Annotated in this window: 23 protein-coding genes, 1 tRNA gene and 1 pseudogene; 13 read left to right on the top strand and 12 right to left on the bottom strand. The window is 65.8% G+C overall.

All coding sequences use genetic code 11. From position 1 onward, the window contains the following. Positions 1–31 precede the first annotated feature (31 nt). Both C8J47_RS09955 and mmsB read left to right on the top strand, forming a co-directional pair. Positions 32–805 (top strand): enoyl-CoA hydratase, encoded by a 774-nt coding sequence (locus tag C8J47_RS09955; RefSeq protein WP_121885541.1) that lies wholly within the window; start codon positions 32–34, stop codon positions 803–805. Between the two features lie 132 nt (positions 806–937). Continuing rightward, a complete protein-coding gene (mmsB, locus tag C8J47_RS09950) occupies positions 938–1807 on the top strand; it encodes a 3-hydroxyisobutyrate dehydrogenase (protein WP_121885540.1) in 870 nt (289 codons plus the stop codon). Positions 1808–1810: 3 nt separating this feature from the next. Here mmsB and C8J47_RS09945 read toward each other — a convergent pair whose 3' ends face one another. From C8J47_RS09945 to C8J47_RS09915, 7 genes are all read right to left on the bottom strand, one after another. Beyond that, positions 1811–2206, bottom strand: coding sequence for an MAPEG family protein (locus tag C8J47_RS09945; RefSeq protein WP_121885539.1), 396 nt, complete (start codon positions 2204–2206; stop codon positions 1811–1813). A 36-nt stretch (positions 2207–2242) separates the two neighbouring features. Then, complete coding sequence (locus C8J47_RS09940; RefSeq protein ID WP_056055220.1) at positions 2243–2461, bottom strand: hypothetical protein; 219 nt, start codon at positions 2459–2461, stop codon at positions 2243–2245. An 85-nt stretch (positions 2462–2546) separates the two neighbouring features. Next, positions 2547–3920: an MATE family efflux transporter gene (locus C8J47_RS09935; RefSeq protein ID WP_121885538.1), complete on the bottom strand. Its 1374-nt coding sequence runs from the start codon at positions 3918–3920 to the stop codon at positions 2547–2549. 355 nt (positions 3921–4275) lie between these two features. Beyond that, complete coding sequence (locus tag C8J47_RS09930; protein ID WP_183129087.1) at positions 4276–5364, bottom strand: PHB depolymerase family esterase; 1089 nt, start codon at positions 5362–5364, stop codon at positions 4276–4278. 122 nt (positions 5365–5486) lie between these two features. Continuing rightward, positions 5487–6746, bottom strand: a complete 1260-nt coding sequence (locus C8J47_RS09925; RefSeq protein WP_121885537.1) for an adenosylmethionine--8-amino-7-oxononanoate transaminase — start codon at positions 6744–6746, stop codon at positions 5487–5489. Next, positions 6743–7360 (bottom strand): dethiobiotin synthase, encoded by a 618-nt coding sequence (bioD, locus tag C8J47_RS09920; RefSeq protein ID WP_121885536.1) that lies wholly within the window; start codon positions 7358–7360, stop codon positions 6743–6745. The genes C8J47_RS09925 and bioD overlap by 4 nt, the downstream gene beginning before the upstream one ends. Next, complete coding sequence (locus C8J47_RS09915; RefSeq protein ID WP_121885535.1) at positions 7357–8478, bottom strand: 8-amino-7-oxononanoate synthase; 1122 nt, start codon at positions 8476–8478, stop codon at positions 7357–7359. The genes bioD and C8J47_RS09915 overlap by 4 nt, the downstream gene beginning before the upstream one ends. Before the next feature lie 120 nt (positions 8479–8598). Between C8J47_RS09915 and galA the strand changes: the two genes are divergently transcribed. Then, complete coding sequence (gene galA, locus C8J47_RS09910; protein ID WP_220683366.1) at positions 8599–11100, top strand: beta-galactosidase GalA; 2502 nt, start codon at positions 8599–8601, stop codon at positions 11098–11100. Continuing rightward, a pseudogene (locus C8J47_RS09905) lies at positions 11100–12211 on the top strand (arabinogalactan endo-beta-1,4-galactanase). Before galA ends, C8J47_RS09905 begins: the two are co-directional and overlap by 1 nt. A 206-nt stretch (positions 12212–12417) precedes the next feature. Here the strand turns inward: C8J47_RS09905 and C8J47_RS09900 are convergent. Further along, complete coding sequence (locus tag C8J47_RS09900; RefSeq protein WP_121885533.1) at positions 12418–13053, bottom strand: 2-dehydro-3-deoxy-6-phosphogalactonate aldolase; 636 nt, start codon at positions 13051–13053, stop codon at positions 12418–12420. Continuing rightward, entirely contained in the window at positions 13050–13913 is an 864-nt protein-coding gene (locus C8J47_RS09895; protein WP_121885532.1) for a 2-dehydro-3-deoxygalactonokinase, read from the bottom strand. Before C8J47_RS09895 ends, C8J47_RS09900 begins: the two co-directional genes overlap by 4 nt. A gap of 141 nt (positions 13914–14054) precedes the next feature. Between C8J47_RS09895 and C8J47_RS09890 the strand changes: the two genes are divergently transcribed. From C8J47_RS09890 to C8J47_RS09880, 3 genes are all read left to right on the top strand, one after another. Continuing rightward, the gene (locus tag C8J47_RS09890; RefSeq protein ID WP_121885531.1) at positions 14055–14768 is read left to right on the top strand and encodes a FadR/GntR family transcriptional regulator; all 714 of its coding nucleotides are present in this window, start codon (positions 14055–14057) and stop codon (positions 14766–14768) included. Between the two features lie 365 nt (positions 14769–15133). Beyond that, entirely contained in the window at positions 15134–16090 is a 957-nt protein-coding gene (locus C8J47_RS09885; protein ID WP_121885530.1) for a Gfo/Idh/MocA family protein, read from the top strand. A 191-nt stretch (positions 16091–16281) separates the two neighbouring features. Next, complete coding sequence (locus C8J47_RS09880; protein WP_121885837.1) at positions 16282–19407, top strand: TRCF domain-containing protein; 3126 nt, start codon at positions 16282–16284, stop codon at positions 19405–19407. Between the two features lie 4 nt (positions 19408–19411). On the opposite strand, the gene C8J47_RS09875 is transcribed toward C8J47_RS09880, so the two are convergent. Further along, entirely contained in the window at positions 19412–20272 is an 861-nt protein-coding gene (locus C8J47_RS09875) for an N-formylglutamate amidohydrolase (protein WP_121885529.1), read from the bottom strand. Between the two features lie 110 nt (positions 20273–20382). On the opposite strand from C8J47_RS09875, the gene cpdR reads away from it, so the two are divergent. The 3 genes from cpdR (at position 20383) to C8J47_RS09860 (ending at position 21339) form a co-directional block, all read left to right on the top strand. After that, the gene (cpdR, locus tag C8J47_RS09870) at positions 20383–20760 is read left to right on the top strand and encodes a cell cycle two-component system response regulator CpdR (protein WP_060527212.1); all 378 of its coding nucleotides are present in this window, start codon (positions 20383–20385) and stop codon (positions 20758–20760) included. A gap of 44 nt (positions 20761–20804) precedes the next feature. After that, positions 20805–20879 (top strand) — tRNA-Val (locus C8J47_RS09865). 217 nt (positions 20880–21096) lie between these two features. Next, positions 21097–21339, top strand: a complete 243-nt coding sequence (locus C8J47_RS09860; RefSeq protein WP_121885528.1) for a hypothetical protein — start codon at positions 21097–21099, stop codon at positions 21337–21339. 595 nt (positions 21340–21934) lie between these two features. On the opposite strand, the gene C8J47_RS09855 is transcribed toward C8J47_RS09860, so the two are convergent. Both C8J47_RS09855 and C8J47_RS18900 read right to left on the bottom strand, forming a co-directional pair. Further along, on the bottom strand, positions 21935–22195 hold the full coding sequence (locus C8J47_RS09855) for a hypothetical protein (protein ID WP_147454308.1): 261 nt from the start codon (positions 22193–22195) through the stop codon (positions 21935–21937). A 208-nt stretch (positions 22196–22403) separates the two neighbouring features. After that, positions 22404–23408 (bottom strand): hypothetical protein, encoded by a 1005-nt coding sequence (locus tag C8J47_RS18900; RefSeq protein ID WP_147454307.1) that lies wholly within the window; start codon positions 23406–23408, stop codon positions 22404–22406. A gap of 222 nt (positions 23409–23630) precedes the next feature. On the opposite strand from C8J47_RS18900, the gene C8J47_RS18895 reads away from it, so the two are divergent. From C8J47_RS18895 to kdpF, 3 genes are all read left to right on the top strand, one after another. Beyond that, on the top strand, positions 23631–23840 hold the full coding sequence (locus C8J47_RS18895; RefSeq protein ID WP_147454306.1) for a hypothetical protein: 210 nt from the start codon (positions 23631–23633) through the stop codon (positions 23838–23840). Between the two features lie 428 nt (positions 23841–24268). After that, complete coding sequence (locus tag C8J47_RS09850) at positions 24269–25993, top strand: outer membrane beta-barrel protein (RefSeq protein WP_220683365.1); 1725 nt, start codon at positions 24269–24271, stop codon at positions 25991–25993. A gap of 119 nt (positions 25994–26112) precedes the next feature. Then, a complete protein-coding gene (gene kdpF / locus C8J47_RS09845; RefSeq protein WP_022685962.1) occupies positions 26113–26202 on the top strand; it encodes a K(+)-transporting ATPase subunit F in 90 nt (29 codons plus the stop codon).

Here is a 26202-nt window from a genome sequence, read left to right as displayed (position 1 = left end):
CCGCCTTCGCGGGGATACAAGGAGTAAGTGAATGACCTACGAAACGATCCTGGTCGAGCAGCGCGGTGGCGTCACGCTCGTTACGCTGAACCGGCCTCAGGCGCTGAATGCGCTGAATTCGCAGGTGCTTGCCGACCTGATCGCTGCGTTTGCCGCGTTCGATGCGGATGCGTCGCAGGGGTGTGCGGTTCTGACTGGGAGCGCGAAGGCGTTCGCGGCGGGGGCGGACATCAAGGAGATGCAGTCGCAGGGCTTCGCCGAGATGTACGCGAGCAACTTTTTCGCGGGCTGGGAGAATTTTACGCGGACGCGCAAACCGGTCATCGCGGCGGTGGCGGGCTATGCGCTCGGCGGCGGGTGTGAGCTGGCGATGATGTGCGACTTCATCCTTGCCGCCGATACCGCCAAGTTCGGCCAGCCCGAGATCAAGCTGGCGGTGTCACCTGGCATGGGCGGATCGCAGCGCCTCACGCGCGCGGTTGGCAAAGCCAAGGCGATGGAGATGTGCCTGACCGGGCGGATGATGGATGCCGAGGAAGCGGAGCGCGCGGGGCTCGTGTCGCGGATCGTGGCCGCCGACAGTCTGGTCGAGGAGGCGGTGAAGACCGCGGCGACGATCGCGGCGATGGCGCCGCTGGCGGTGCTGGCGAACAAGGAAATGGTCAACGCGGCGTTCGAGACGGGGCTGGCGATGGGCGTGCAGTTCGAGCGGCGGCTGTTCCACGGGCTGTTCGGGACGGCGGACCAGAGCGAAGGCATGGCCGCATTCGTCGAGAAGCGCGCCGGGACCTGGACGGGGAAATGATCGTAATTCCCCTCCCGCTTGCGGGAGGGGTCAGGGGAGGGGCGTGCCGCGACCACGCGCGACGTGTTTGCGGCGCTGCCCTCCCCCAACCCCTCCCGTGAACGGGAGGGGAGCAAGATTAGGAGAGAGAACATGGCACGGATCGGTTTCATCGGGCTCGGCAACATGGGCGGCGGGATGGCGGCGAATCTCGCGAAGAAGGGCCACGACGTCCGCGCGTTCGATCTGAGCGTCGACGCTCTGGACAAGGCGAAGGCCGCCGGCTGCCTGCCGGTCGCGTCCGCTGCCGAGGCCGCCGATGGCGCCGAGGCGATCGTGACGATGCTCCCCGCCGGCAAGCATGTCGCCGAGGTCTATGACGCGGTATTCGGCGTCGCTTCGCCCTCCGCGATTCTGATCGACTGTTCGACGATCGACGTCGCCACCGCCAAGGAAGTCGCGGCCGCTGCGCAGGCCAAGGGTCTCGTCGCGGTCGACGCGCCCGTCTCGGGCGGGATCGGCGCAGCGAATGCGGGAACACTGACGTTCATGGTCGGTGGGTCGGCAGAGGCGTTCGACCGCGCGCAGGCGATTCTCGCGGACATGGGCAAGGCGGTGATCCACGCGGGCGCGAACGGTGCGGGGCAGGCGGCGAAGATCTGCAACAACATGATTCTCGGCGCGACGATGATTGCCACCTGCGAGGCGTTCGTGCTGGCGGAAAAGCTCGGGCTCGATGCGCAGGCGTTCTACGATATCGCCAGCGTGTCGTCGGGGCAGAGTTGGTCGATGACGACGTACGCGCCGCTGCCTGGGATCGGCCCTGATACGCCCGCGGACCACGACTATCAGGGCGGCTTCGCGGCGGCGCTGATGCTCAAGGACCTGCGGCTCGCGATGGCGGCGGCGAAGGATACCGGTGCCGATACGCCGATGGGCGCGAAGGCTGCCGAGCGTTACGAGGCGTTTGCCGAGGCCGGGCAGGGTGGACTCGATTTCTCGGCGATCATCCGCACGCTCTGAGCCTCAGAGGAAGCGGATCAGCATCAGGAGCAGGCCGAGGATCGACACCGTCCAGCACAGGCTGCGGACATATTTGATGCCGAACAGGTAGAGCGGGATGTAGGCGATCCGTGCGCCGAACCAGAGCCAGGCGCCGATCGCGCCGAGCCCGCCGGTGCGATCGGTCACCGCCAGCCCAAGCGCGAGCGCGACGAAGACCGGGTAGGTTTCCTGGAAATTCTTGAGCGCGCGTTCGGCGCGGCCGGCCATCTCGCCGAGCGGTTTCTGCTCGCCGTCGCGCGGCCCGGCGTTCCAGTCGAGGCCGCGGTCGCGCGTCGCGGTCTGCCCCTGGATCATGACGTAGGCGAACAGCAGGACCATCGACCAGCCCAGCAACAGCATTTCAGTAGGCAGCGTCATTATCGATCTCCGCGGGGCAGCGGGTCTCGAACGCCGCTATGCGCGCGAGGTTGCGCTCTGTCGAAGAGGAATGGCAAGCTGCTGCGCATCGCGCGCGCGGTGGAACGCGCGATCGGCGTCGTCGATCGCGCCGAGCAGGCTGCCGAAGCACGGCATCTCGTCGATCGGATAGACGCGCGACAGGTCATGGCCAAGCGCGAAGACGTCGCGCTGCGTGAGCAACCCGATCGCGACGATGCGGTCTTGATCAGGCATATGTCACGCTCCTATGGTTTAACACACGTTAACACATTCGCGCGATTATGTATCCTTATTGTCGGACAAAGAGGCCAGCCGAGCCTTAGCCGAGGCCAAGTCGTTCGCGTGCCTGCCAACGGGCGATCATCAGTACCGATACTACCGCCAATCCGGTCGCGAGGCCGGTCCAGATGCCGACTCCACCCCAGCCTCTGCCGAACGCGAGCCATGCGCCGACGCCGATGCCGATCCCCCAATAGCCGATCGCGGCGAACAGCATCGGCACCTTGGTATCGCCGAGCCCGCGCAACATGCCTGCGCCGATCACCTGCGCGCCGTCGACCACCTGGAACACCGCGGCGACCGCGAGCAGCGAGATCGCCAGCGCGACGACGGGTGCGTTAGCGGGCGCGTCGACGTCTAGGATGATGCCGATCAGCATTTGTGGTGCAAGGATTAGGAGCGTTGCGGTCAACACCATGAAGCCTTCGCCGATCGCGAACGCGGCCCAGCCGGCGCGGCCGATGCCTGCGCGGTCGCCGCGACCCGAGGCGAGGCCGACGCGGACGGTGGCGGCTTGGGCGATGCCGAGCGGGACCATGAACGTGACGCTGGCGATCTGGATCGCGATCGCGTGCGCGGCGAGCGGCACGGTGCCGAGCAGGCCCATCAGGAACACCGCGGCGATGAACACGGTGGACTCGAACCCGAGCGTGATCGCGATCGGCAGGCCGAGCGTCCAGACCGCGCGGTATCGCGGCCAGTCGGCGCGCCAGAACCGGCCGAGCAGGCGATAGCGGCGGAACGGCCTGGCATAGACGATGACCACCGCCATCGCGACGAAGCTGAGACCGTTGGCGATGCTGCTCGCCATCCCCGACCCGAGCAGGCCGAGCGCGGGGAGACCGGCGTGGCCGAAGATCAGCAGCCAGTTGAGCCCGGCGTTGACGACCAGCAGCCCGACCATCACCACCAGCGACCAGGCGGGTTTCTCGAGCGCGGCAACGAACGCGCGGAGTACGAGGAAGCAGAGGCTGGGCAGCATTCCCCACATCACCGCGCGGACGAAGCGTGCCGCCTCGTGCGCTAGCGCCGGGTCCTGGTCGAGCAGGTGGACTAGGATCGGTTCGGCGTTCCACAGGATGATCCACGAGGGCAGGCAGAGCGTTGCGGCGACCCAGATCGTCTGGCGCACGGTCCGCCGAATATCGCGCACCGCGTGCGGGCGTGCGCCACGTTCGCGTGCGATCATCGGGACGGCGGCGGTGGTGAGGCCCATCCCGAAGATCAGGAAGACGAGGTAGAGGTTGAGGCCGAGCGTCGCCGCCGCCAGCGTGTCGGAGCCAAGCCGGCCCAGCATTGCGACGTCGGTCGCGCCGACCAGTGCCTGGGCGAGATTGGTCGCTACCAGTGGCCAGGCGAGTTTTAGCGTGGCGGCGAACTCGGTGCGCCAGGGGCGGGGCGGGGTGGACGTCATGCGCAGGCTTTAGCCGGGTTGGGCGGCTTGTCGATTACTCGCGTCGATCCTCGCTTGTTAGGCAGGCGCGTTAGGTGACGGAGGATGAAAACGCGCGACTATGGTTGTCCATGCCGCCCCCTCCGTCAGGCGAAGTGCCTGCCACCTCCCCTTGGCGGGGGAGGATCAGGGCGCGATGCGGTTTGCACGGACTCTGGTCGATCGCGTGACCCTTCCCAACCACTCCGTCATCCTGACGAAGTCAGGATCCAGGTTAACTGATGGTGTCCTGTTTGGCTCTGGGTCCTGACTTTCGTCAGGATGACGGTTGGGGTTTGGTAGGCGCGTCAACATAAGCGCTAGCCAATAGTGGCTTTTACCGCATCAACCCGGCTGCGCGGAGGGCATTCTCGATCGTCGCTTGGATACCGGCGGGCGCTTCGGCGCGTGGCTTCGCCGCAGGTTTCGGTGGCACGGGGATAGCGATCTTGGCGACGCGTTCGACTGGTGCGGGCTTGACCGCAGTCGCCGTCCTCCCAGCTGCAACCAAGCCCCAGGACTTCGCGATCACCGCCGTGCTCGAAAGCCCGACATCGAGCATGAACGGCCCCGGGGCGCCGAGCCGCTCGCCGTGCAACGGATCGATCGGCGTGCCGTGGCCCATGCCCGGGACGGTCCAGTCCTCGACGACGTCACGCCCATGTGCGTCGGACCAGATCCGGTGGACGGCGGTGCCTACCCGCTCCGTCCGCACGGCCTTTGCGTCGACGCCGTGGATGCCGCGCCATTGCCGCGCGATCATGTCTGCGTTCGCCACGCTCACCGTCGCGTCCGCGCCGCCGTGCCAGATCGCGAGCGTCGGCCAGCGTCCGTCGTGGCCACGCGCGCCGCTGCGAACCAAGTCGACCAGCGCGGTATCGCTGGCGTCACCGTGCCCGCGCATCCGGTCGAGCGCCTGCGACACGCCGGTGGCGGTGCCGTAGGCTAGCCCGCCGATCACCGCACCGCCTGCGAACAGGTCGGGGCGCGTGGCGAGCATCGCCATCGTCATCGCGCCGCCCGCCGACAGGCCGGTCACGTACACGCGGCTGCGGTCGAGGTTGTGGCGCGCGATCATCGTCTCGGTCATCTGCGCGATCGATTCGGCCTCGCCGCCCGCCTGTGCGGTGTCCTCCGAGGCGAACCAGTTGAAGCAGACGTTAGGGTTGTTCGCACGCGTCTGCTCGGGGAAGACCAGCGCGAAGCCCGCGCGATCGGCGAGCTTCGACCAGCCTGAACCGTGGTCATACCCGGCCGCGGTCTGTGTGCAGCCGTGGAGGACGACGACCAGTGGCGCGTTCGCTGGCAGGTTGGCGGGAACGTAGCTGAAGCCGAGCAGCGCACCTGGGTTGGTCCCGAACTCGGTCAGCGGCGTCAGGCGGCCGGGCGCGGTGTCGCGCGGGGTCGGTGCTCCGGCGCGCGCCATGCGGGCGAGGGTATCGGCGATGTTTCTCACGTGACTCGAGCCTTTCGTCGCCAGCGTACTCAGCCGCGATCTTATCTCAACGTCGCATGTACATCATTTGTTGCTGCAATGCAGCAATAGCGTCAGAAGTCTTGCCCGATCGTGTCACATGCTTCGGCGATCGCCGCGTAGACTCGGTCGAGATCGTGGTCGTCGATGCAATAGGGCGGCATGACGTAGACGGTGTTGCCGAGCGGGCGGAGCAACAGGTCGCGCCCACCGAAGAACGCGAGCAGGCGAGGGCCGATCTGCGACAGATAGCCGTCCTCGCCGCGGAGTTCGACCGCGGTAATGGTGCCGATCTGGCGCGGGTTCGCGATACGAGGATGCCGGGCGAGGGCTTCCAGCCGCGAGGCTTGGCGTGCGGCGAGGTCTGTGATCCGCTCGCGCACGGGTTCGTCGCGCCAGATCGCGAGGTTCGCGTTGGCGGCGGCGCAGGCGATCGGGTTGGCGGTGTAGCTAGAAGAGTGGAAGAACATCCGCGCGCGGTCGGTGCCGTAATGCGCCTGGTAGATCGCCTCGGTCGCCATCGTCACCGCGAGTGGGATCGCGCCGCCGGTCAGACCCTTCGACAAGCAAAGGATGTCGGGCACCACGCCTGCCTGCTCGCACGCGAGCAAGGTGCCGGTGCGACCCCAGCCGGTCATCACCTCGTCGGCAATGAACAGGACGTCGTGGCGCGCGCAGATCCGCCGCATCTCGGCGAGGATGTGCGGCGCGTAGATGTGCATGCCACCGGCGCCGAGCAGCAGCGGCTCGACGATGAACGCGGCGGGATGCTCGGCGCAGGCGGCTTCCAGCGCGTCGAGCGCCGCCTGTTCGTGCCCGGCGGCGGGGAAGGGGATCGTGCCGACGTCGAACAGCAGCGGCGCGTAGGCGCGGTTGTAGACGCCGCGCGCGCCGACCGACATCGCGCCGATCGTGTCGCCGTGATAGCCGTGTTCGAGCACCAGGATGCGGTGGCGATCCTCGCCGCGGTCGAGCCAGTAGCCGAGTGCCATCTTCAGCGCACACTCGACGCTGGTCGAGCCTGAGTCCGAGAAAAAAACTCGCGTAAGCTCGGGCGGCATGATCGCGGTCAGTCCGCGCGCGAGGTCTTCGGCGGGCTGGTGCGTCCAGCCGGCGAAGATGATCTGGTCGAGCTTGCCCGCCTGCTCTGCGATCGCCGCCATGATCTTCGGATTGGCGTGGCCATGCGTGGTCACCCACCAGGATGAGATCGCATCGACGATCCGCCGTCCGTCCGACGTATAGAGCGCGGCGCCCTCGGCATGCGTGACGAGCGGGATCGGCTCGCGCAGGCCGTGCTGGGTGAAGGGGTGCCAGACGGGGGAGTCGCTCACCGGAACGCCTCCAGATCGAAGTTCGCGGCGAACGCCTCGGCCAGGGTGGCGGCGTTCAGCGGATCGAGGCGGGGCAGGCGGCCAAGCCGGCGGACTTTCCCGAGCGTGGCGATGGTCGCTTCGCTATCCTCGACCGCGTCGCCGACGAAGGCGATGCCGAGGATGGGGACAGCGCGGCTGCGCAGTGCCTCGATCGAGAGCAGGCTGTGGTTGATCGTGCCGAGCCCGGTGCGCGCGACGAGCACGACCGGCGTGTTCCACCGCGCGAACAGGTCTGCGAAGATCAGGTCGCGTGTAATGGGGACCATCACGCCGCCTGCGCCCTCGACGACCAGTGGTCCGTCGATTTGAGGTAGCGCGAGGCGGTCAGAGTCGATCGTGACGCCGTCGATCTCGGCGGCGAGATGCGGCGAGCAGGGGGTCGTCAGCCGGTACGCTTCGGGCAGGACCCGGTCCGCGGGGACGCCGAGCGTTACGACCGATGCTGCGTCGCTGCCGTCCGCGAGCCCGGCCTGCACCGGTTTCCAGTAGCGCGCACCAAGCGCCGCGGTGAGCCCGGCGGCGAACACGGTCTTGCCGATATCGGTGTCAGTCCCGGTAACGACGATCGTCATTGCAACGCTTCTCCCATGACCGTTCCCAACGCCTCGATGTCCGCAACGGTCGCGTTGAGAGTCAACGATATCCGCAGACGCGATCCGCCCTTGGGTACGGTCGGCGGACGGATGCCGCGCACATCGAACCCTGCCGCCTGGATCGCGCCGGCGACGCGCATCGTGCGCGCGGCATCGCCGAGAACCAGCGGCAGGATCTGCGACCCGGTCGCGGCTACACCGTATCGAGCAAGCACGCGCTCGGCCGTCGCAATCAAATTCCAGAGGTTCTTCCGCCGCGCCGGTTCGTCCGCAACGATCCGCAACGCCTCGCCGACCGCCAGCGCCATCAGCGGCGACGGCGCGGTCGAGAAGATGAAGCCGCGCCCGCGATTGACGATGAAGTCGCGCATCACCGCGGGACCGCAGAGTAGCGCACCCTCGCAGCCGAGCGCCTTGCCGCAGGTTCGCAAGCTGATGACGTTCTCGCGGCCATCGTGTCCCTCGGCCAGCCCGCGGCCGTCGGTGCCGAACACGCCTGTTGCGTGCGCTTCATCGATCAGCAGGACGGCGTCATGGCGGTCTGCGATTTCGGCGAGCGCTGCGAGCGGAGCCTGGTCGCCGTCCATGCTGTAGAGGCTCTCGACCGCGATCCACACGCGCCCTGTGCCGCCCGACGCGCGCCACGCGGCGATCGCGTCCTCGAAGGCGTCGGCATCGTTATGCGCAGCGGCTACGAAGGTCGCTCGAGTAAGACGCATGCCTTCGTGCGCGCTGGCGTGGATCAGCGCGTCGTGGACGATCAGGTCGCCACGCTGCGGCAGCGTCGCGAACAGGATCGTGTTGGCGACATAGCCGCTCGCGAAGAACAGCGCCGCGTCGGTCCCGAAGAACCGCGCGGCGTCCGCCTCCAGCGCTTCATGCTCGGGCGCATTGCCGCGCAACAGCCGCGATCCGCCCGAGCCGACCGGCACGCCGCGCGACAGGGCCTCGATCATCGATGCGCGCAGCCGGTCCGATCCGGCGAGACCGAGATAGTCGTTCGAGGCGAAATCGATGCCGCAGCGGGGGGCGAGCGTTCGGCGACGATCCGCTGCGGCGAGGTTGGCAAGGTCTCTGACGTGATCCGCGAACATCATCGTGTCGCCCTAGTCGCAACGTCGGCCGAAGACGATCCCGCGATGAGCACGTCGGCGCAAATCACGCTCGCGCAATCGCTTGGCGTAGTTTATCCGATAAATAAAACCGGGAGAGACTGATTGCCACATCCTACTCGCCGTGCGGTGCTCGGCCAGAGCGCCGCTGCGCTCACCGTTGCCGCCACGCCAGCGTTCGCGGGCTCGGCGGCGCAAGCGCCTGTACCGCGCTCGCCACGATCGACGGAGCGGCTCGACGTCTGGCGTTTCCATCTCGGCCATGCGGCGGATCTCGACCGCGATTTCGGCTTCGGACGCAACCAGCGGACCTTCGCCAAGGCGGGCGCGGCGACTGCGGATGCGGCGCTGCCGGCGTTCGACGACGGCGCGTGGCAACAGGTGCGCGTGCCGCACGACTGGGCGGTGGCGCTGCCGTTCGCAGCGCCTGCAACGCCGGCGTCGAAGGATACCGAGGACGCCGTCGCCGCGCACGGGTTCAAGGCGATCGGCCGCAACTTTCCCGCCAACAGCATCGGCTGGTATCGCTGTCCGATCGCCGTCACCGCAGCGGATCGCGGACGCCGGCTGTGGCTCGAATTCGACGGCGTGTTCCGCGACTGCCTCGTCTTCGTGAACGGCCACATCGTCGGGCGTAACGAGAGCGGCTACGCCCCGTTCCGCGTCGAGATCGACGATTTCCTCGATTACGACGGCGGCCGCAACGTCGTGACCGTCCGTGTCGACGCAACGCTGGGCGAGGGCTGGTTCTACGAAGGCGCGGGGATCTATCGCCATGTCGACCTGGTCCGCGCCGATCCGGTGCATGTCCCGCAATGGGGGACCGTGGTCCGTGCCGAGGTGGGGTCGGACGGCGCGCAGGTGTCGACCGCGACCGAAATCCTCAACAGCGGCGATGCGGCGGTCGAGGGCGTGGTGCGTCAGCGGATCGTCGGCCCGGATCGCCGCCCGGTCGCGGACTTGCCCGAAACCCGCTTTACGCTGCCGGCAGGCGAGCGGCGCGTGCTCGACCAGCAGGCGCACGTCGCGACACCGGTGCTGTGGTCGGTCGAGACGCCCAAGCTGTATACCGTCGAAGCCGAGATCGTCATCGGTGGTCGGGTGGTCGACCGGTACGACACGCGCTTCGGTATCCGCACGATCCATTTCGATGGCGCGCGCGGGTTTCTGCTCAACGGCACGCCGGTCAAGCTGCTCGGCAGCTGCAATCATCAGGATCACGCAGGGGTCGGCACCGGCATCCCCGATGCGCTGCATGCGTGGCGCGTCGCGCAACTGAAGGACATGGGCTCGAACGCGTGGCGCAGCGCCCATAACCCGCCGGCGTCCGCGCTGCTCGACGTGTGCGACGCGGCGGGCATGATGATGATTGTCGAGGCGCGGCTCAACAGCAGCGACGACGAGGCGATGGCGCAGCTCGACCGCATCGTCCGCCGCGATCGTAACCGGCCGAGCGTGATCGCCTGGTCGCTCGGCAACGAGGAGCCGCAACAGGGCTCGGCCAAGGGCGCGCGCATCACCGCCGAAATGCAGGCGGCGGTGCGGAAGCTCGATCCGACCCGCGCGACGACGTTTGCGTTCGACAACAGCTGGGACACGGGTGCGGCGAAGGTGGTCGACGTGGTCGGCTTCAATTACCGCACCGACAAGATCGAGGCGTTCCACCAGCGCTTTCCCGACGTGCCGACGATGGGCACCGAGACCGGCAGCACCGTCAGCACGAGGGGGGCGTATTTCAACGACGCCACGGCGCATGTGGTGCGCGCGTACGACACCGAACATCCGTGGTGGGCGTCAACGGCAGAAGCCTGGTGGTCGATCGCGGCGACGCGGCCGTATATCGCGGGTGGGTTCATCTGGACCGGATTCGATTATCGCGGCGAGCCGACGCCGTTCGCGCAGTTTCCGAGCATATCGAGCTATTTCGGCGTGCTCGACACGTGCGGCTTCCCGAAGGACAATTTCCATTATTATCGCGCGTGGTGGCGACCGGATCTGCCGCAGGTCCATCTGTTGCCGCATTGGACGTGGCCGGAAAAGATGGGGCCCGGCCGCGAGGGGCAGCCGATTGAGGTCTGGGCGCACGGCAATTGCGAGGCGGTCGAACTGTTGCTCAACGGGCGGTCGCTCGGGCGGAAACCGATGCCGCGCAACGGGCATCTCGCGTGGAGCGTCCCTTATGCGCCGGGCAGACTCGAGGCACGTGGCTTCAGCGCGGGGCGGCGCGTGGCGGCGTCGGTGCGGGAGACTGCGGGGGCGGCGACAGCGGTGCGGCTGACCGCGGATCGGCGCGTGGCGAAGGCGGACGGCAACGATGTCGTCATGCTCAAGGCGGAGATCGTCGATGCGCGCGGCCGGCCGGTACCCGATGCGGATACGCTGTTGCGGTTCGAGACGAGCGGCGGCGCGGCGGTGATGGGGGTCGGTAATGGCGATCCGACCAGCCTGGAGCCCGACGTCGCGACGCAGCGCCGCGCGTTCCACGGGCTCGCCCAGGCGATCGTCCGGGTCGGCGAGCAGCCGGGGCCGTTTGCGGTGCGGGTAAGCGGCGAGGGGATCAAGCCCGCTTCGCTGCGGATCATGGCGATGCCCGCGGGAGACCGTTGATGCGTCGTATCGCCCTCGGCCTCGTGCTGCTCGCCTCGACCGCGACCGCGCAGCCGCTCGCGCCCAAGCCGGCCAGCGGACTCTACCTCGGTGCCGACCTGTCCTACGTCAACGAGATGGAGAATTGTGGCGCGGTCTATCGCGCGAACGGCAAGCCGGTCGATCCGTTCGCGCTGATGAAGGCGAAGGGCGGAAACATCGTCCGCGTCCGAATCTGGAAAGACGCGAAGTGGACGAATACAGCGATCTCGCCGATGTGACGAAGACGATCCGGCGAGCGAAGGCGGCGGGGATGCAGGTGCTGCTCGACTTCCATTATTCGGACGACTGGGCGGACGGCGAGAAGCAGATCGTGCCGGCGGCGTGGGCGAAGCTCGACACCGCAGGACAGGCGAAGGCGCTGTATGCCTACACGCGCGATGTGCTGGGCACGCTCGACGCTCAGGGCTTGATGCCGGAGATGGTGCAGGTCGGCAACGAGACGAACCCCGAACTGATGGGGGGCGTGAAGGATCGCACGATCGACTGGACGCGTAATGCGACGTTGCTCAACGCGGGGATCAAGGCGGTGCGCGACGCGGGGAAGGTTGCGACGATCAACCCGCGGATCATGCTGCACATCGCGCAGCCCGAGCATGTCGCGGCGTGGTTCGACGATGCGGCGAAGGCGGGGGTGCGCGATTTCGACGTTATCGGGATCAGCTATTACCGCAAATGGTCGACGCGGACTCCCGCCGAACTGGGCGCGACGATCGCGGCGGCGAAGGCGCGGTACAAGGCGGACGTGATCGTCGTCGAGACCGCCTATCCGTTCAGTCCGGTCGGCGAGGACGCGTCACCGGATCTGCTGGGTGCGGATTCGCTGCTGCCGGGCTATCCCGCGACGCCGATCGGGCAGCGCGACTATCTCGTCGACCTGACGCAGACGGTGGTCGATGCGGGCGGGATCGGCGTGGTGTATTGGGAGCCGGGCTGGGTCTCGACCGGGTGCAAGACGCGTTGGGGGACGGGGTCCAACTGGGAGAACGCGGCGTGGTTCGGGTTGGGCCGGCATGAGGCGCTGCCCGCGTTCGATTTTCTGGGGCGGCGGTATGTGAGGCGGGGGAAGTAGGGTTACCCTCTGCAGGGTTACCCTGTTTCCGTTCGTCCCGAGTGGCCGTCGAGTAGCGCCGTAAGGAGCGTATCGAGACGGCGTATCGAAGGACGGGTTGGCGCGGGGAACCTGTACCTCGATACGCGCCCTTGATACGCCCTTTGCAGGGCTACTCGGTCGCTACTCGGCATGAACGGGGGTGGGGGCGGGGGGAGGAAGGCCCGTTACTCGGCCTTCAACGCCGCGATGAACCCGGCGGCGCGGGCGCCGACGTCCGCTGCGGTCATTCCCGGCGCGTAAAGGGCGGAGCCCAGGCCGAACCCGGCTGCGCCCGCCTGAGTCCAGGCTGCCATGCCTTCCGGCACGATTCCGCCGACCGGCAGCACGCGCGTATCCTTGGGGAGGACCGCGCGCATCGCCTTCAGGACGGTCGGGCTGGAGGCCTCGGCGGGGAACAGCTTCAGCGCGGCGGCGCCTGCGTCGAGTGCGGCAAACGCCTCGGTCGGGGTGGCGATGCCGGGCAGCGCGACATAGCCGCGCTCGGCCGCCGCGGCGATCACGTGCAGGTTCGCGTTGGGGGCGATGATCAGCGTGCCGCCCGCCGCGCCGACGGCTTCGACGTCTTCCACGCGCAGCACGGTACCGGCACCGACGACCGCGCGGCCCTCGAGCTTACGCGCCAGCCGGGCGATGCTGTCGAGCGGATCGGGCGAGTTCATCGGCACTTCGAGGATCGTGAACCCGGCCGCGACGAGTGCCTCGCCGATCGCCTCGACCTCGTCGGGCTTCACCCCGCGCAGAATCGCGATCAGCGGGCATTTGGCGAAGGCGGCGTCGAAGGCCTGGCGGTGGTCGGTCATGCGGCAAGGTCCTGGATGCGAGTGATGCCGGCTACGAATGCGGCCTGGCTCTCTATATGGTGTGCAGTGCCGCCGAGCGCATCGATCGCGCCGGCATACAGCGCGCCGAGTGCGGGATCGGCGAGGATATGGACGATCGCGCCGGGCTCGATCCGCGCGGCGGTATCCGCGCCGATCAGCAGTCCGCTCGCGAACGAGGCGGCGTCCGCGTCGTCGGCCAACCCGAGCACGCCGCGCGCGCGGATCGCGAACAGGCTGGCGGCGAGATCGCGTTTCGCGCCTTCCGCGACGCCTTCGAGGAACGCCGCCCCCGACGCGACCGGATGGCCGAGTTGGCGCGAGAGGACGCCGTGCGCGCGGAGCAGCGCGAACAGTTCGCCGGTCATCGCGGTGGTGAACCGGACGATCGCGCCCGCTTCGACGGCCGCCCATTTGCAGTGCGTCCCCGGCTGGCACAGCAGCGCGTCGGGTGGAACCAGTCCGGCGGCAACCGCGCCGAGCAATTGAACCTCCTCGCCGCGCATGACGTCGGCATGCAGGCCGTCACGGTACGACAGGCCCGGCACGATCGCGGTGCGCGCGTCGATCCGGTCGAGCGCGGCGGCGATCTGCGGCAGGCCCGCGGGCGCTGCGACATAGGGTACGCTGCGCCAGCCGATGTTCGATCCGACCATCCCGGCGAGCAGCATCGGCAGGTCGCCGAGCCGGTCGCGAATGCCCGCGACCTCCGCCTCATACTCGTCGGCAGCGACGGTCGCGGCGCCGCGATCGTCGCGTTCGGTCGCGACCACGCTGCCGTCCTCGATCCGGAATGCACGGCGGTTGGTCGTGCCCCAGTCGACGGCGATAAATGGGCTCATGGTCACGCTCTCGATTCTAGCCCGATCTTGCGATCGCATCTGGCCAGATATTTATACGATAATAGGAGCAAGTCCAGTAAGGAGCCTGGAAACGTGACAGCAGGGGCATGTTGCGTCAGAACTCGGGCGATGGCTACCGACATGACAGACAGCGAGACATTTCCGCCCGGCGCCGTCGCGGGTCGCAACCTCACCCACGGCATGCTCGACACGCTGGGGCGGGCGATCGTGACCGGGCGCTACGAGACGCGGCCGTTCCCGACCGAGGCGGAGATCGCCAAGACGCACGGGGTCAGTCGCTCGGTGACGCGCGAGGCGGTCAAGATGCTGACCGCAAAGGGCCTGGTCAGCGCGCGACCGCGTCAGGGGACGGTGGTGCAGCCAGCCAGCGCCTGGAACCTGTTCGATACCGACGTGCTGCGCTGGACGCTGGAGCGCAAGTTCTCGGTCGAGTTGTTGCGGCACTTCAACCAGTTGCGCGTGGCGATCGAACCCGAGGCGGCGGCGCTGGCGGCCCGGTTCGGCGACGCGGCGGACCTGCAGGCGATCCGCGGCGGGCTGACGCAGATGGAGGCGGGCGAAGCGGGGCTGACCGATCCGCTGGAGGCCGATATCGCGTTCCATGTCGCGATCCTGCGCGCGTCGAAGAACCCGTTCTACGCGCAGTTCCAGTCGGTGGTGTCGACCGCGCTGCGCACGTCGATCCGCTTTACCAACCGGATCAAGGGCCGATCGGCGAACATTGCCGACCATGCCGCGGTGGCCGATGCGATCATCGCGCGCGATGCGGGTGCGGCGAGGGTGGCGATGACTCGGATCATCGGCGACGTGCTGGTGCTGATTGGCGAGGACTGAGGCGTATCGTTCGGTTTGGCTTCCTGTTGTCCGTCGTGCGTGACTGATCATCTATGGCACCGCAGATCCTGAAAGTCCTGGGTTGTGGGCGGCAGATCCCGAACCAGTCGCCGTTGGATAGCATGTTTCCCCGCGAAGGCGGGGACCCGGACTGGGCTCCCGCCTTCGCGGGAGAACAAGGAAGAGCGGGCTGTCGTTTTGAATTGGCGCGCCCAACGCGCTGCATGTCGGTCCGTACTGGCGAAAACCTTGGTGAAAGCGTTTCGCCAGCGTGACGTTTCGCAAGACGGAGTGATGCGGGTTACCGTTGATCGCCGACCTCCTGCCCCCTATGAAAAGTAAGACAAATCTTAGAGGATTCCCGCATGGCTGTTGACCTGTCGTCCCCGAAGCCGATCCGCCTCGCCATCGTTGGAGTCGGCAAGATCGCGCGCGACCAGCATCTGCCGGCGATCGCGCAGGATCCCCGGTTCGAACTGGTCGCGGCGGTCAGTCGCAACGCGGTGGTCGACGGCGTCGCGAACTACCGCGATATCGCCGAACTGGTGGCGGCGGGGCATGACCTCGACGCGGTGTCGCTGTGCACCCCGCCGGTCGGCCGTGCCGAGATCGCGATGGCGGCGATCGATGCCGGGCTCGACGTCATGATGGAAAAGCCGCCTGCCGCGACGCTGTCGGAGGTCGCCCGGATCGAGGCGCATGCGGTCGCCGCGGGCCGGACGCTGTTCGCGACCTGGCATTCGCGCGAGGCGGCGGGCGTCGCGCCGGCGCGCAAATGGCTCGAGGGGCGGCGGGTCGAGCGCGTCACGATCGACTGGCGTGAGGATATTCGTCGCTGGCACCCCGGCCAGGACTGGATCCTGGAGGCCGGCGGGTTCGGCGTGTTCGATCCGGGGATCAACGCGCTGTCGATCGCGACCGAGATCCTGCCCGGCGGCTGGACGGTCGACGATGCCGAGATGCACGTGCCTGAGGGGCGGATGTCGCCGCTCGCTGCCGACCTGCGCCTGTCGTGCGACGGGGCGGCGGGTGCGCGCGTGCCGGTGACTGCTGCGTTCGATTTCCTCCACGAAGGGCCGCAGCAATGGGACATCGTCGTCGACACCGATGGCGGTCGACTGACGTTGCGGATGGGCGGATCGGTGCTGGAGGTGGACGGCGACGTCAGCAAGGCGCCCGATGCCGAATATGCGCGGTTGTACGGCAAGTTCGCCGAGCTGGTACGGACCCGGTCGAGCGCGGTCGACGTCACGCCGTTGCGGCTCGTCGCGGATGCCTTCCTGGTCGGCCGCCGCACGATCGTTCCCGCGTTCGCCTGGTAATACGCGCGGAGGATCGATTTTGCGCGCCCAAGTAACGCAGGATACAAATGCCTTGATCGACGATAAGCGGTCAGGAACGCGCCGATAGGCCTCACGTTCTGTCCTCATGCGAGCCCGGCAAGGGCCGAGGATAAGGATGCGTATCGGTGCTTCAGGTCAGTCCGCAGGTCGAGCAGGAACACGGCATCGCGATGGAGGCGATCGCGGTGGCGCCACTGGCAACCGCGATCGCCGAGCGACTGGCGGACGCTAACCTCGTCTACATCGCGTCCGACGATCGGCGCGCGACCGAGATTGCCGCGATCGTCGTTGCGCTTTCGCCTGCCGCGCTGGTGGTCCACCTGCCGTCGAGCGATGCGCTGCCTGGCGACGACGCGCCCGCATCGCCGGCCAATGTCGGTCTGCGCGTGGCGGCGTTGCGGCGGTTGCGCGCGGGCGTCGAAGCCGAGCGCGCATCGATCCTGCTGGTGACGACCGCGGAGGCCACCGCGGTACGCTATCCGGCGCCTGCGATGTTCGACGTCGTCCCGCCTAGGCTCGCGCCCGGCGATACGATCGATCTCGATGCGTTCGCCGCGACCACCGCGGAGATCGGCTATGTCAGCGACGACCGCGTCGACGAACCCGGCGAGATCGCGGTGCGCGGCGGTGTCGTCGACATCTTTCCGGTCGATCGTGATCTGCCCGTCCGCGTGGAGTTCGCCGATGGCAGGATCACGTCGCTGCGCCGCTACGATCCCGTCTCGCAGTTGAGCCAGGGCGATCTGGACGCGATCGAGATCGGTCGCGCGACCGAGCCTGCCGTCGAACAGGGCGCGACGATCCTCGCGCATCTGCCCGGCGCGGCGGTTGCGCTCGATCCCGATGCCGGACGTCGTCGCGAGCGTTTTCTCGCGGTCGCTGCCGATGGTCTGCCGCGGCGCAAGGCGGCTGCCGAACTGGTCCTCGACAAGGCTTGGGCCGCAGCAATGGCGGGGCGCGAGACGACCGCGTTCGAGATCGCCGACGATCTGCCGCCGCGCTTTATCGAACGCCGCGATCCGACCCGCGCCTTTGCCCGGTTTGCCAAGGATGTGCTGGCTGACGGACGGCTGGTGATCGCCGGGTCGTCGCGCGATCTGCGGTTCCTGCGGCCTCGGCTGGAGCGCGCTGCGAAGACCGCGTTCGATCCGGTCGACGATTGGGCCGGTGTGCTCGCCACCAAGCCGGGACAGGCGCTGCTGCTCGACGCGCCGATCGATCGTGGGTTCGTCGTCGCCGGTGTCACCATCGTCGCGGCCGCCGATCTGCTCGGCGGCCGCGCCGGCAGCCATGAGATGTCCGACGGTCGGATCGCGCAATCGATCCTGTCGAGCGAGCTGCGGTGTGGCGACGTCGTTGTCCACGAAACGTTCGGGATCGGGATCGTCCGTGGCTTGCAGGCGCTGCCCGATACGGGCGGCGACGCGATCGTCCTCGAATATGCCAAGGGCGGACGCCGGCTCGTGCCGGTCGCGGAGGCCGACCGGATCTGGCGCTATGGGGCCGACGAGGACGCGGTGACGCTGGATACGCTCGACGGCGCATCGTGGCAGAAGCGCCGCGGTGCGATCGACGCGACGATCGCCGAGAGCGCGCGCGATCTCGCCAAGCTGGCCGCCGAGCGCGATGCGCGGACGACCGATCCGATCGAACCCGACCGGGCGGCCTATGAGCGCTTTGCGGCCGGGTTCGCCTTTACCGAGACGCCCGATCAGGCGCGGGCGATCGCGACGACGCTGTCCGATCTCGCAAGCGGCAAGCCGATGGATCGGCTGGTGATCGGCGATGTCGGCTACGGCAAGACGGAGGTCGCCTTGCGTGCGGCCGCCGCCGTCGCGCTCGCCGGGCGGCAGGTCGCCATCGCCGCACCGACGACGGTGCTGGTCCGCCAGCATATCGAGACGTTCTCCAAGCGTTTCGAGGGCACCGGGATCGTCGTCGCGGGCCTGTCGCGGCTGTCGAGCAGCACCGACAAGGCGCGCGTCCGTGCAGGCCTCGCCGACGGATCGATCGGCGTCGTGATCGGGACCGGCGCGATCGCCGGCAAGGGCGTGACCTACCGCGATCTGGCGCTGGTGGCGATCGACGAGGAACAGCGGTTCGGGACCGCGGACAAGGCCAAGCTCCACGACCTGGGCGCCGGGCATGTCCTGACGCTAAGCGCGACGCCGATTCCGCGCACGCTGCAATCGGCGATGGTCGGTCTGCAGGGCCTGTCGATCATCGCGACCCCGCCTGCGCGTCGCCAGCCGATCCGCACCGCGGTCTCCAGCTTCGACGACAGCGTCGTCCGCGCGGCGTTGCGGCGCGAACGCGCGCGGGGCGGCCAGAGCTTCGTCGTGGTGCCCCGGATCGAGGACATGGCGCCGCTCGCGGCCAGGCTCGCCAAGCTCGTGCCCGAACTCGGGCTGGTGCAGGCGCATGGCAAGATGCCCGCGGCCGAGATCGACGAGGCGATGGTCGCGTTTGCCGCGGGCGACGGCGACGTGCTGCTTGCCACCAACATCATCGAGGCGGGGCTCGACGTGCCGCGGGCGAATACGATGATCGTTCATCACGCCGACCGGTTCGGCCTGTCGCAGCTTCATCAGTTGCGCGGGCGGGTCGGTCGCGGCGGGCGGCGCGGACAGGTGATGCTGCTGACCGATGGCGATGCGACGATCGCGCCGGCGACGCTGAAGCGGTTGAACACGCTTCAGGCGTTCGACCGGTTGGGGGCAGGGTTCGCGATCAGCGCACGCGATCTCGATCTGCGCGGCGCGGGCGATCTGGTCGGCGAGGCGCAGGCCGGGCACATGAAGCTGATCGGCATCGACCTGTACCAGCACCTGTTCGCGCGGGCGTTGCAGCAGGCGCGGATCGATCACGACGGCGGGGAGCCGATCGACGACTGGGTGCCCGAGCTGCATCTCGAGCTGGGCGGCAGCCTGCCCGAGGGCTGGATCCCCGAGGAGGAGGTCCGGCTGGCGCTGTACGGGCGGCTTGCGCGGATCGCCGACGTGGCGACGCTCGATCGGTTCGAGGCGGAACTCGACGACCGCTTCGGCGCGATGCCCGATCCGGCGCAGCGCCTGCTGCACGTCGCCAGGATTCGGATGCTCGCGCGGCAGGCTGGCATCCAGCGGATCGATGCAGGGCCGGCGGCAATTGCGTTCACCCCGCATGATCGACACGCGGCGAAACCGCTGGAGGAGCTGGTCGAGAAGACCGGGCGGTGGATCGCGCGCGAGACGATTCCCGATCCGGTCGAACGCGGCGCGAAGATCGCGGACCTGCTGGGCGCGATGACCGACTGACGGGTTATTCCGCGGCGAAGGCCAGCGGCGTTAAGCGGGCTTCCTCCGCCAGCGCGTCCAGCATGACGCGGACGAGGTCGACGACGCGCGCGAATCCCGCGCCCGGCGCATGGTGCTTGCGATCGAGATACAGCGTGCGGTCGAGTTCCAGCTGGATCGCGTGGATCCCGGTGCCGGGCGCGGCGTGCCGTTCGAGGATATGCCCGCCTGCATACGGCGCGTTGCGCGCGACCGAAAAGCCGTGCGCGACGCAGGCCGCTTCGACGACGTCGACGAACCGGCCATCCGCCGCATGGCCGAAGCGGTCGCCGATCACGATGCGGGGGCCGCCGGGCGCAAGTGGCGGCATCGAATGCACGTCGAGCAGCACCGCGATCCCGAACCGTGCGCGCGCCGCCTGGAGCGCTGCACCGACCGCGTCGTGATACGGGCGATGATCCTCGACGATCCGCGTGGTGATCTCCGCATCGGTGAACCGCCGCGCCCAGAGATCGCCGGCAGCCGATGTCCGGCGTGGGACGAGGCCGAGGCCGCTGCGCAACTTGGCGGATTGCTGCGCCAGCGGAGTCGTTGCCGCCCCTTCGTCGATCAGCGGATCGCGTTCGTCTTCGCTGCGGTTCAGATCGATCCAAGCGCGGGCGCGCAATTGGACGATCGTGGTCTGGTGCGTGCGTGCCGCCTTGGCGACCGCATCGACGAGCCGATCCTCCAGCGGCAGCAGCCCGGCCACCGGCACGCGCAACGCGGTCTTCAGCGCAAGTGGATAGTCGCGGCCCGCATGCGGCACGGAGATCACCACCGGGCTCGACGGGGGTGTCGTGCCGAAGCGTTCGAACGGGAGCGAGGTAAACGGGGCGGATGGCATCGATCCACGCTAGGGCGACCGTGCGATGCGGGCAATCGATCTGGAAATCTTAACCGCTTTGCGGCTAGGTCGGCTGCAACGATGCTGTGCGAAAACGGGACTTTAGATCGATGTTGCGAATCCTGCTGGCCGAAGACGATCAGGTCATGCGCGAATATCTGACGCGTGCGCTCGAACGGTCGGGCTATGCGGTGACCGCGGTCGACCGTGGCACCGCGGCGATCCCATTGCTTGAAACCGAGACGTTCGACCTGTTGCTGACCGATATCGTCATGCCCGAAATGGACGGGATCGAGCTCGCGCAGAAGGCAGGGGAGATGTGCGCAGACCTGCGCGTGATGTTCATCACCGGCTTTGCGGCGGTCACGCTGAAGGCCGGGCGGGCAATGCCGAACGCCCGCGTGCTGTCGAAGCCGTTCCATCTGCGCGACCTCGTCGCCGAGGTCGATCGGCTGTTCGAGATGGATAATGTGACGGGGATGCATTGAACGCTTGCACGCCGCGATAACCGCGGCTAGTGGAGCCGTCCGGCGGGCGTGTAGCTCAGTGGTAGAGCACTGTGTTGACATCGCAGGGGTCGCAAGTTCAATCCTTGCCACGCCCACCATTAAAACCCCGCCATTCCAGTTGGGATGGCGGGGTTTTTGTTTTTTAGAGCCGCCACTTGTGTTGACGACTTGCGTGCGTTTTGCGTGAAGCGGAACCGTCGCTTTCTGCAGCAAGTCGGCAATCAACTCCTCCAGCATTGCGCGGACGCTCTCTAGGTAGCGGGGGTCTTCAGGGTCGAGCGTCGCATAGCGCTCGGTTGTCGTATTGAGCGCCTGATGGTCCAGGGCGACTGCGAGTTGATCCTTGTCGACGCCTCGACGCCTGAGGATGGACGCCATGGAATAGCGGATCCGGTCATGCTGTCCCGCAACGGGCTCCGCGATCTCGAAGTCCCATCGGTCCCCAATCGTCTTGGCCGGTCGGTCATGACAAGCGATGTGCAGATGACCATTGCGGCGATCATTATGGTGATCAGGCGCATGGATCGCTGCTACGTACATCATGCCGATGGTTTTTAGTTCCGAGCACATCGCTTCGGTGACCGCCCGCCGACCGGCGGCATCAAGGCCATCTGGAAACTCCGCCGTCAGCCGATATTGAGACTGTCCACCATACGCTCCGAAGCCCGTCCGCGCCTTGCGGAAATCCACGGGTTAATGGTTTAGTATGGCACAATTGTCCCAGAAATACCCCAGTCGGGCCAATAAGCTCGACAAGGCGTGTGATCCTGCCCTCCCTAGCCCGGAAGTACCGTCTTCCGACGGTCGAACGACGGAGGTTGTAGACATGAGGCTGATATTACAAGCATTAACGGTTGCAGGATTGCTTTCTGCACCGCAAATCCTCCTTGCGCAAACATCCGGAAATACCGGACTGTGCAACCGCATTAACCGCAACTGTTCAGGGCCGGAATAAGGCGGGTACGAGTCCTTCAACGAATGTTGGGCGGATCAAGGCGCGCCGTATTGCCGTGAATACCAGCCTGATGCTTTTGATCCCCATGACTACAGCGGAAATCCATACGGAGATATCACGAATCCGCAGCCTCCGAGGGGCATAGTTGTAGTGGGGTGATGTCCGCTGCGGCGGAGGGTCTCTCCGCCGCACGAGAACCTATTCGGCAAGAACCAAGAGCGCACGTTCGTCGCGGTACTTCTCGCCGAGCGTCGCATAGACTGCCGCTTGATCTAGATGGCGTCGCCGCTCGCCAGCGGTTTTTGCACGCGATGCGACAGCTAGCTCAATCTCTGTCAGCAGTTCGTAATTGATATTGTGGGGCACAGCAGGTTCCATCGTTCGCGGCGGATTTGTAATGCCGTAGCCACGAGCAAATTGCTGAAAAGACGCGGGTCCGAGATCGTTTTTTACATCCAATATGAACGTATTGCATTAGCGCCGCCTACAGGGGTATCGCCGGGGTCCATCCCCTGTAGCACTTCGAGAACGACGCATTTTCCACGGTTTAGTAAGCCTGCGGCGGATAGGACATCCGCCGCGTAAGGGAAGCAGACCGTGCACGAGTTCGGTGTCCGGGGCGGTGAGGGCAGTGCTGCTCCGCCCCACCTTCAGGTCGGATGAAAAGTTATTTTGTTGTGTGGCTGACACCGAGCTGCTCGGCCAAACTGCTGACGTCGGTAAGCGTTCCAAGAGATTCCTCCGACAGCGTTAGTTGATCAGTGTCAGCAGGGTCGCATATTATGTAGAGTGGGTAAGGGGCCTTAGCAGCATGGTACAGGCGGTAATCTGTATCTTTTGACGACCGAACCGTTATCACGGCAGCGTTGAAGTTATCGTGCGATAGCGTAGTATCATATCCTACCATAGTCATCGGCTTGAGATCGGTGCGGTATCTACGGCTGAGCCTTGAGTCTATTCCGATGACATAGTCGTTATCACGAACGATTACGTCCCATAAGGTGTTTTCGTTTAAGTCATCGTTATTTTCATCAAACTGGACATCTGCGTTATATCCATATGCAACTAAAGACTCAGCAATTCCCCTTTCATATTCATACCAATCTACGTTTGTACTCTCTCTAGTGTAGGCTAGGCAGATAGCGGCAACCTTTTCCGCATTAGATAAAGTGCTAGTATTATTATTAACTAAAGTATTGACAGCAACTCTAGCCTGAGCTGCTGTGGATTCAATCTTTGATCTTATTTGGTTCAAAAGCAATATTGCAAATCCGCAGACGGAAACTATTGCTAGTAGGGCTTCGTCATTATCGAAGTCAAGTTTGTAGTCATGCGCGGAAGGGTTGCGATAATCTTTCCTGTATCTAGTTAACTGCGTTAACACGCGTGGACGCACGGTATTGTTAGATTCAAGATACCCTTCTATCTGAAAGGGGCTAAGTCCGGATGGATCCTTTCCTGCCAGAACGCGATATGCCTCTTTCAGCGATCCCTCGTAAGCTTGATTTGTACGGTAAATAGCATCGGTGCATGAGTCCGGATCGAGATTTTGATCTCTTTCTATATGGCGTATGGCGTTGTTTACGTGGCGGACAATGGCATTTAGACCTTGAGAATGATCTCCACTAGGAATTTTGGCGACCGCGTCGTTTAATAATGCAATAAGATCCAAGTGTTTGCCTTTCGAAAATCCTGAGCGATATGCCGATGCCGCGGGGGATTAGTGATATACAAACCTCTTCTGCGTTGAAGGTGATCTTCGCAAGAGGGGGGCAGCGATCTAAGATGCGATGAATGATCCATTTCTGATCAAGATAATTGGCTAGTGCCAAACATCGTTTCTTTTTATGATCAGATAGGCGGGCCTGAGGGAATAATGGGCGTTTATTGAGAGGTGCTGTCGGCGGGAGCGAGCCTAAAGCAGCAGGCGCTTGATTTCATATCCCACTACATCCTCGAGCACGGCCGCAGTCCTGCAATGCGCCAGATCGCGCTGGTGCTGGCCTTCAGTGACAAGCGCGCCAAGGCGTTGGTCAAGAAGCTGGCGTTCGAGAAGATGATCGAGCGCGGCCGGCGCGCAGCGCGCGGAACGAGCCCGGCATGACGAAGAAAAGTGCTCTTATACGTAAAGCCGATCCGAGCTTGGCAGCGGCATGCGGCAACCGTCGCGGCGTGGCGGCGGCAGTGGGCAGGGACGTTTGGGCATCCAGCACTCTGCGTCACATCGCGCCTGCGATCGAGTTGCGGGTGCTACATATCGTCGCACGACTCTCTTCGCGATCGATCTGGGTGATACCCAGGATCAGGTATCGCTAATCCCCGTGCCGGTTAACTGCCTCGGAGCCGGGTGTCCGACCTGAGCGTCGGGTCCGATAATTCGGCTGTGCGGGCCCGACTATACGCCGGCTATACGCGAAACGCTGGAATCGGTCTCGAATTGCTATGGGCCTTACGCCAGATGCGCTGCCCTCAACACCGTCGCCACGTCGTTCAACGGAGGCCGTTCAACGGTGGTCGATCAAGGGGGAAGTAATGAAGAAAGCTTTTGCTGCGTTCCTGTGCACCTTCGGGCTGCCGGCCGTAGCAGCGCATGCGCAGACGGTCGGCGATGCCGCGGTCGCCGCGCCTGCGGACTCGCCCGCCGGCGTGCCCGCCAACGTATCGAGCACCAACCCGTCGAGCGCCGACCTATCGAGCACCAATCCGTCGAACGCCAACCCCTCGAGCGCGGGCGCGTCGAACGCCAGCGGGGTCTATACGACGGACAATCTCGGCGACGGTGTCCTTACCCGGTTCACGCGCTATTATGCGCTGGAGATGGGGCATGCCAGTGCGCCGTCGGATCCCAATGCGCCGGCGTCGCGCCGCGAAGGATGGCCCGCCCAGCCTGCGACGACGCCGCCCTTGCCGTTTACCGAATGGCCCTATGGCGGTGCGACGAGCATCGGTGCGAACCGGCCAGCATCCGTCGACAGCCCGTTGATGACCGCGATCGCCCCCACCGGCATCGGCCGGGCGCTCGCGAGCGCGCATGTCCAGGTCTATGGTTGGCTCGATGTCGGCGGCAATTACAGCTCGTCGTCCGTGCCGGGGGGCAATGCGCCCGCGGCATACGACTATCAGCCTCGCCGGATCCAGCTCGACCAGGCCGTCGTCTATGTCGAGCGCACGCCCGATACGGTGCAGCAGGACCATGTCGACTGGGGGTTCCGCGTCGCCGGGATCTACGGCGTCGATTACCGCTATACCACCTCGCTGGGTCTGTTCAGCAACCAGCTGCTGAAGCACAACAACGACTATGGCTACGATCTGCCGATGGTCTACGGCGAGGTCTATATTCCGAAGATCGCGCAGGGTCTGGTGATCAGGGTCGGCCGGTTCATCGCGGCGCCGGATATCGAGGCGCAGCTCGCGCCGAACAACTACATGTATTCGCATTCGATGACGTACACGTTCGATAACTATACGAACACCGGCGTCATGGCGACGCTGGCGGTGACGAAGAACTGGTTCGTCCAGGGCGCCGTCACCGATGGCAGCGAGACCGCGTTGTGGAATGTCGGCAAGCGGGTGACGAACCCCTTTCCCAATCCGCTCTACCCCGGCACGACCTATCGCAAGGATCCCGGCGCGCAGGCCTCGTTCACGGGCTGCGTCCGCTACCAGTCGAATAGCGGACGGGACTCGTTTTACGTCTGCACCAACGCGATCAACAACGGCGAGTGGGGCTACAACAATCTGCAGTGGAGCGGTCTGACCTATTATCACCGTTTCACCGACAAGTGGCATGTCGCGTTCGAAAGCTATAATCTCTACCAGAAGAACGTGCCGAACGGGCTGAACCCCGTCGTCCAGAACGCGTATGCGATGGGCGGCACGCCGTTCAGCCCGCAGCGTCTGCCGTTCAACGCCCCCAGCCTGGCGCAGTGCAACAGCGTCGACGTGTTGCGGTGCTCGGCGCATGCGCAATCGGCGCTCGCCTATCTGAACTTCACGCCGACGCCGCTCAACAACATCACCTTGCGCGGCGAGTATCTCGACGACGAGAAGGGTCAGCGTACCGGCGCGAAGACTCGCTACGTCGCGGGTGCGATCGGCTATCAACACTGGTTCTCGCCCCAGATCGAGATACGACCCGAAGTCGCGTATTACCGCGCGCTCGACGCTAACGCCTTCAACGGCAATTCTAATTTAAGCATAGTCGCGAATAAGCGGTATCTCGTTGCCCTGTCGGGCGATGCGATCCTTCATTTCTAGTCGACGCGAGCAGGAGGGCCTAAAAATGGAAGACCTTATTTGGATCCTCGTCATGGTCGGGCTGGTGGCGGCGACGCTTGCTTATGCCCGCCTGTGCGACAACGCATGAGGGGGATGCGATGACTCTCGATCTCTGGCTCGCGGCACTGACTGCGCTTGGCCTGCTCATCTACCTGGTGGCGGTTCTGATCCGCCCCGAACGCTTCTGA

Source organism: Sphingomonas sp. PP-F2F-G114-C0414 (assembly GCF_003688595.1).
GTDB lineage: Bacteria > Pseudomonadota > Alphaproteobacteria > Sphingomonadales > Sphingomonadaceae > Sphingomonas.
This window is presented reverse-complemented; position numbering and strand designations above follow the sequence as displayed.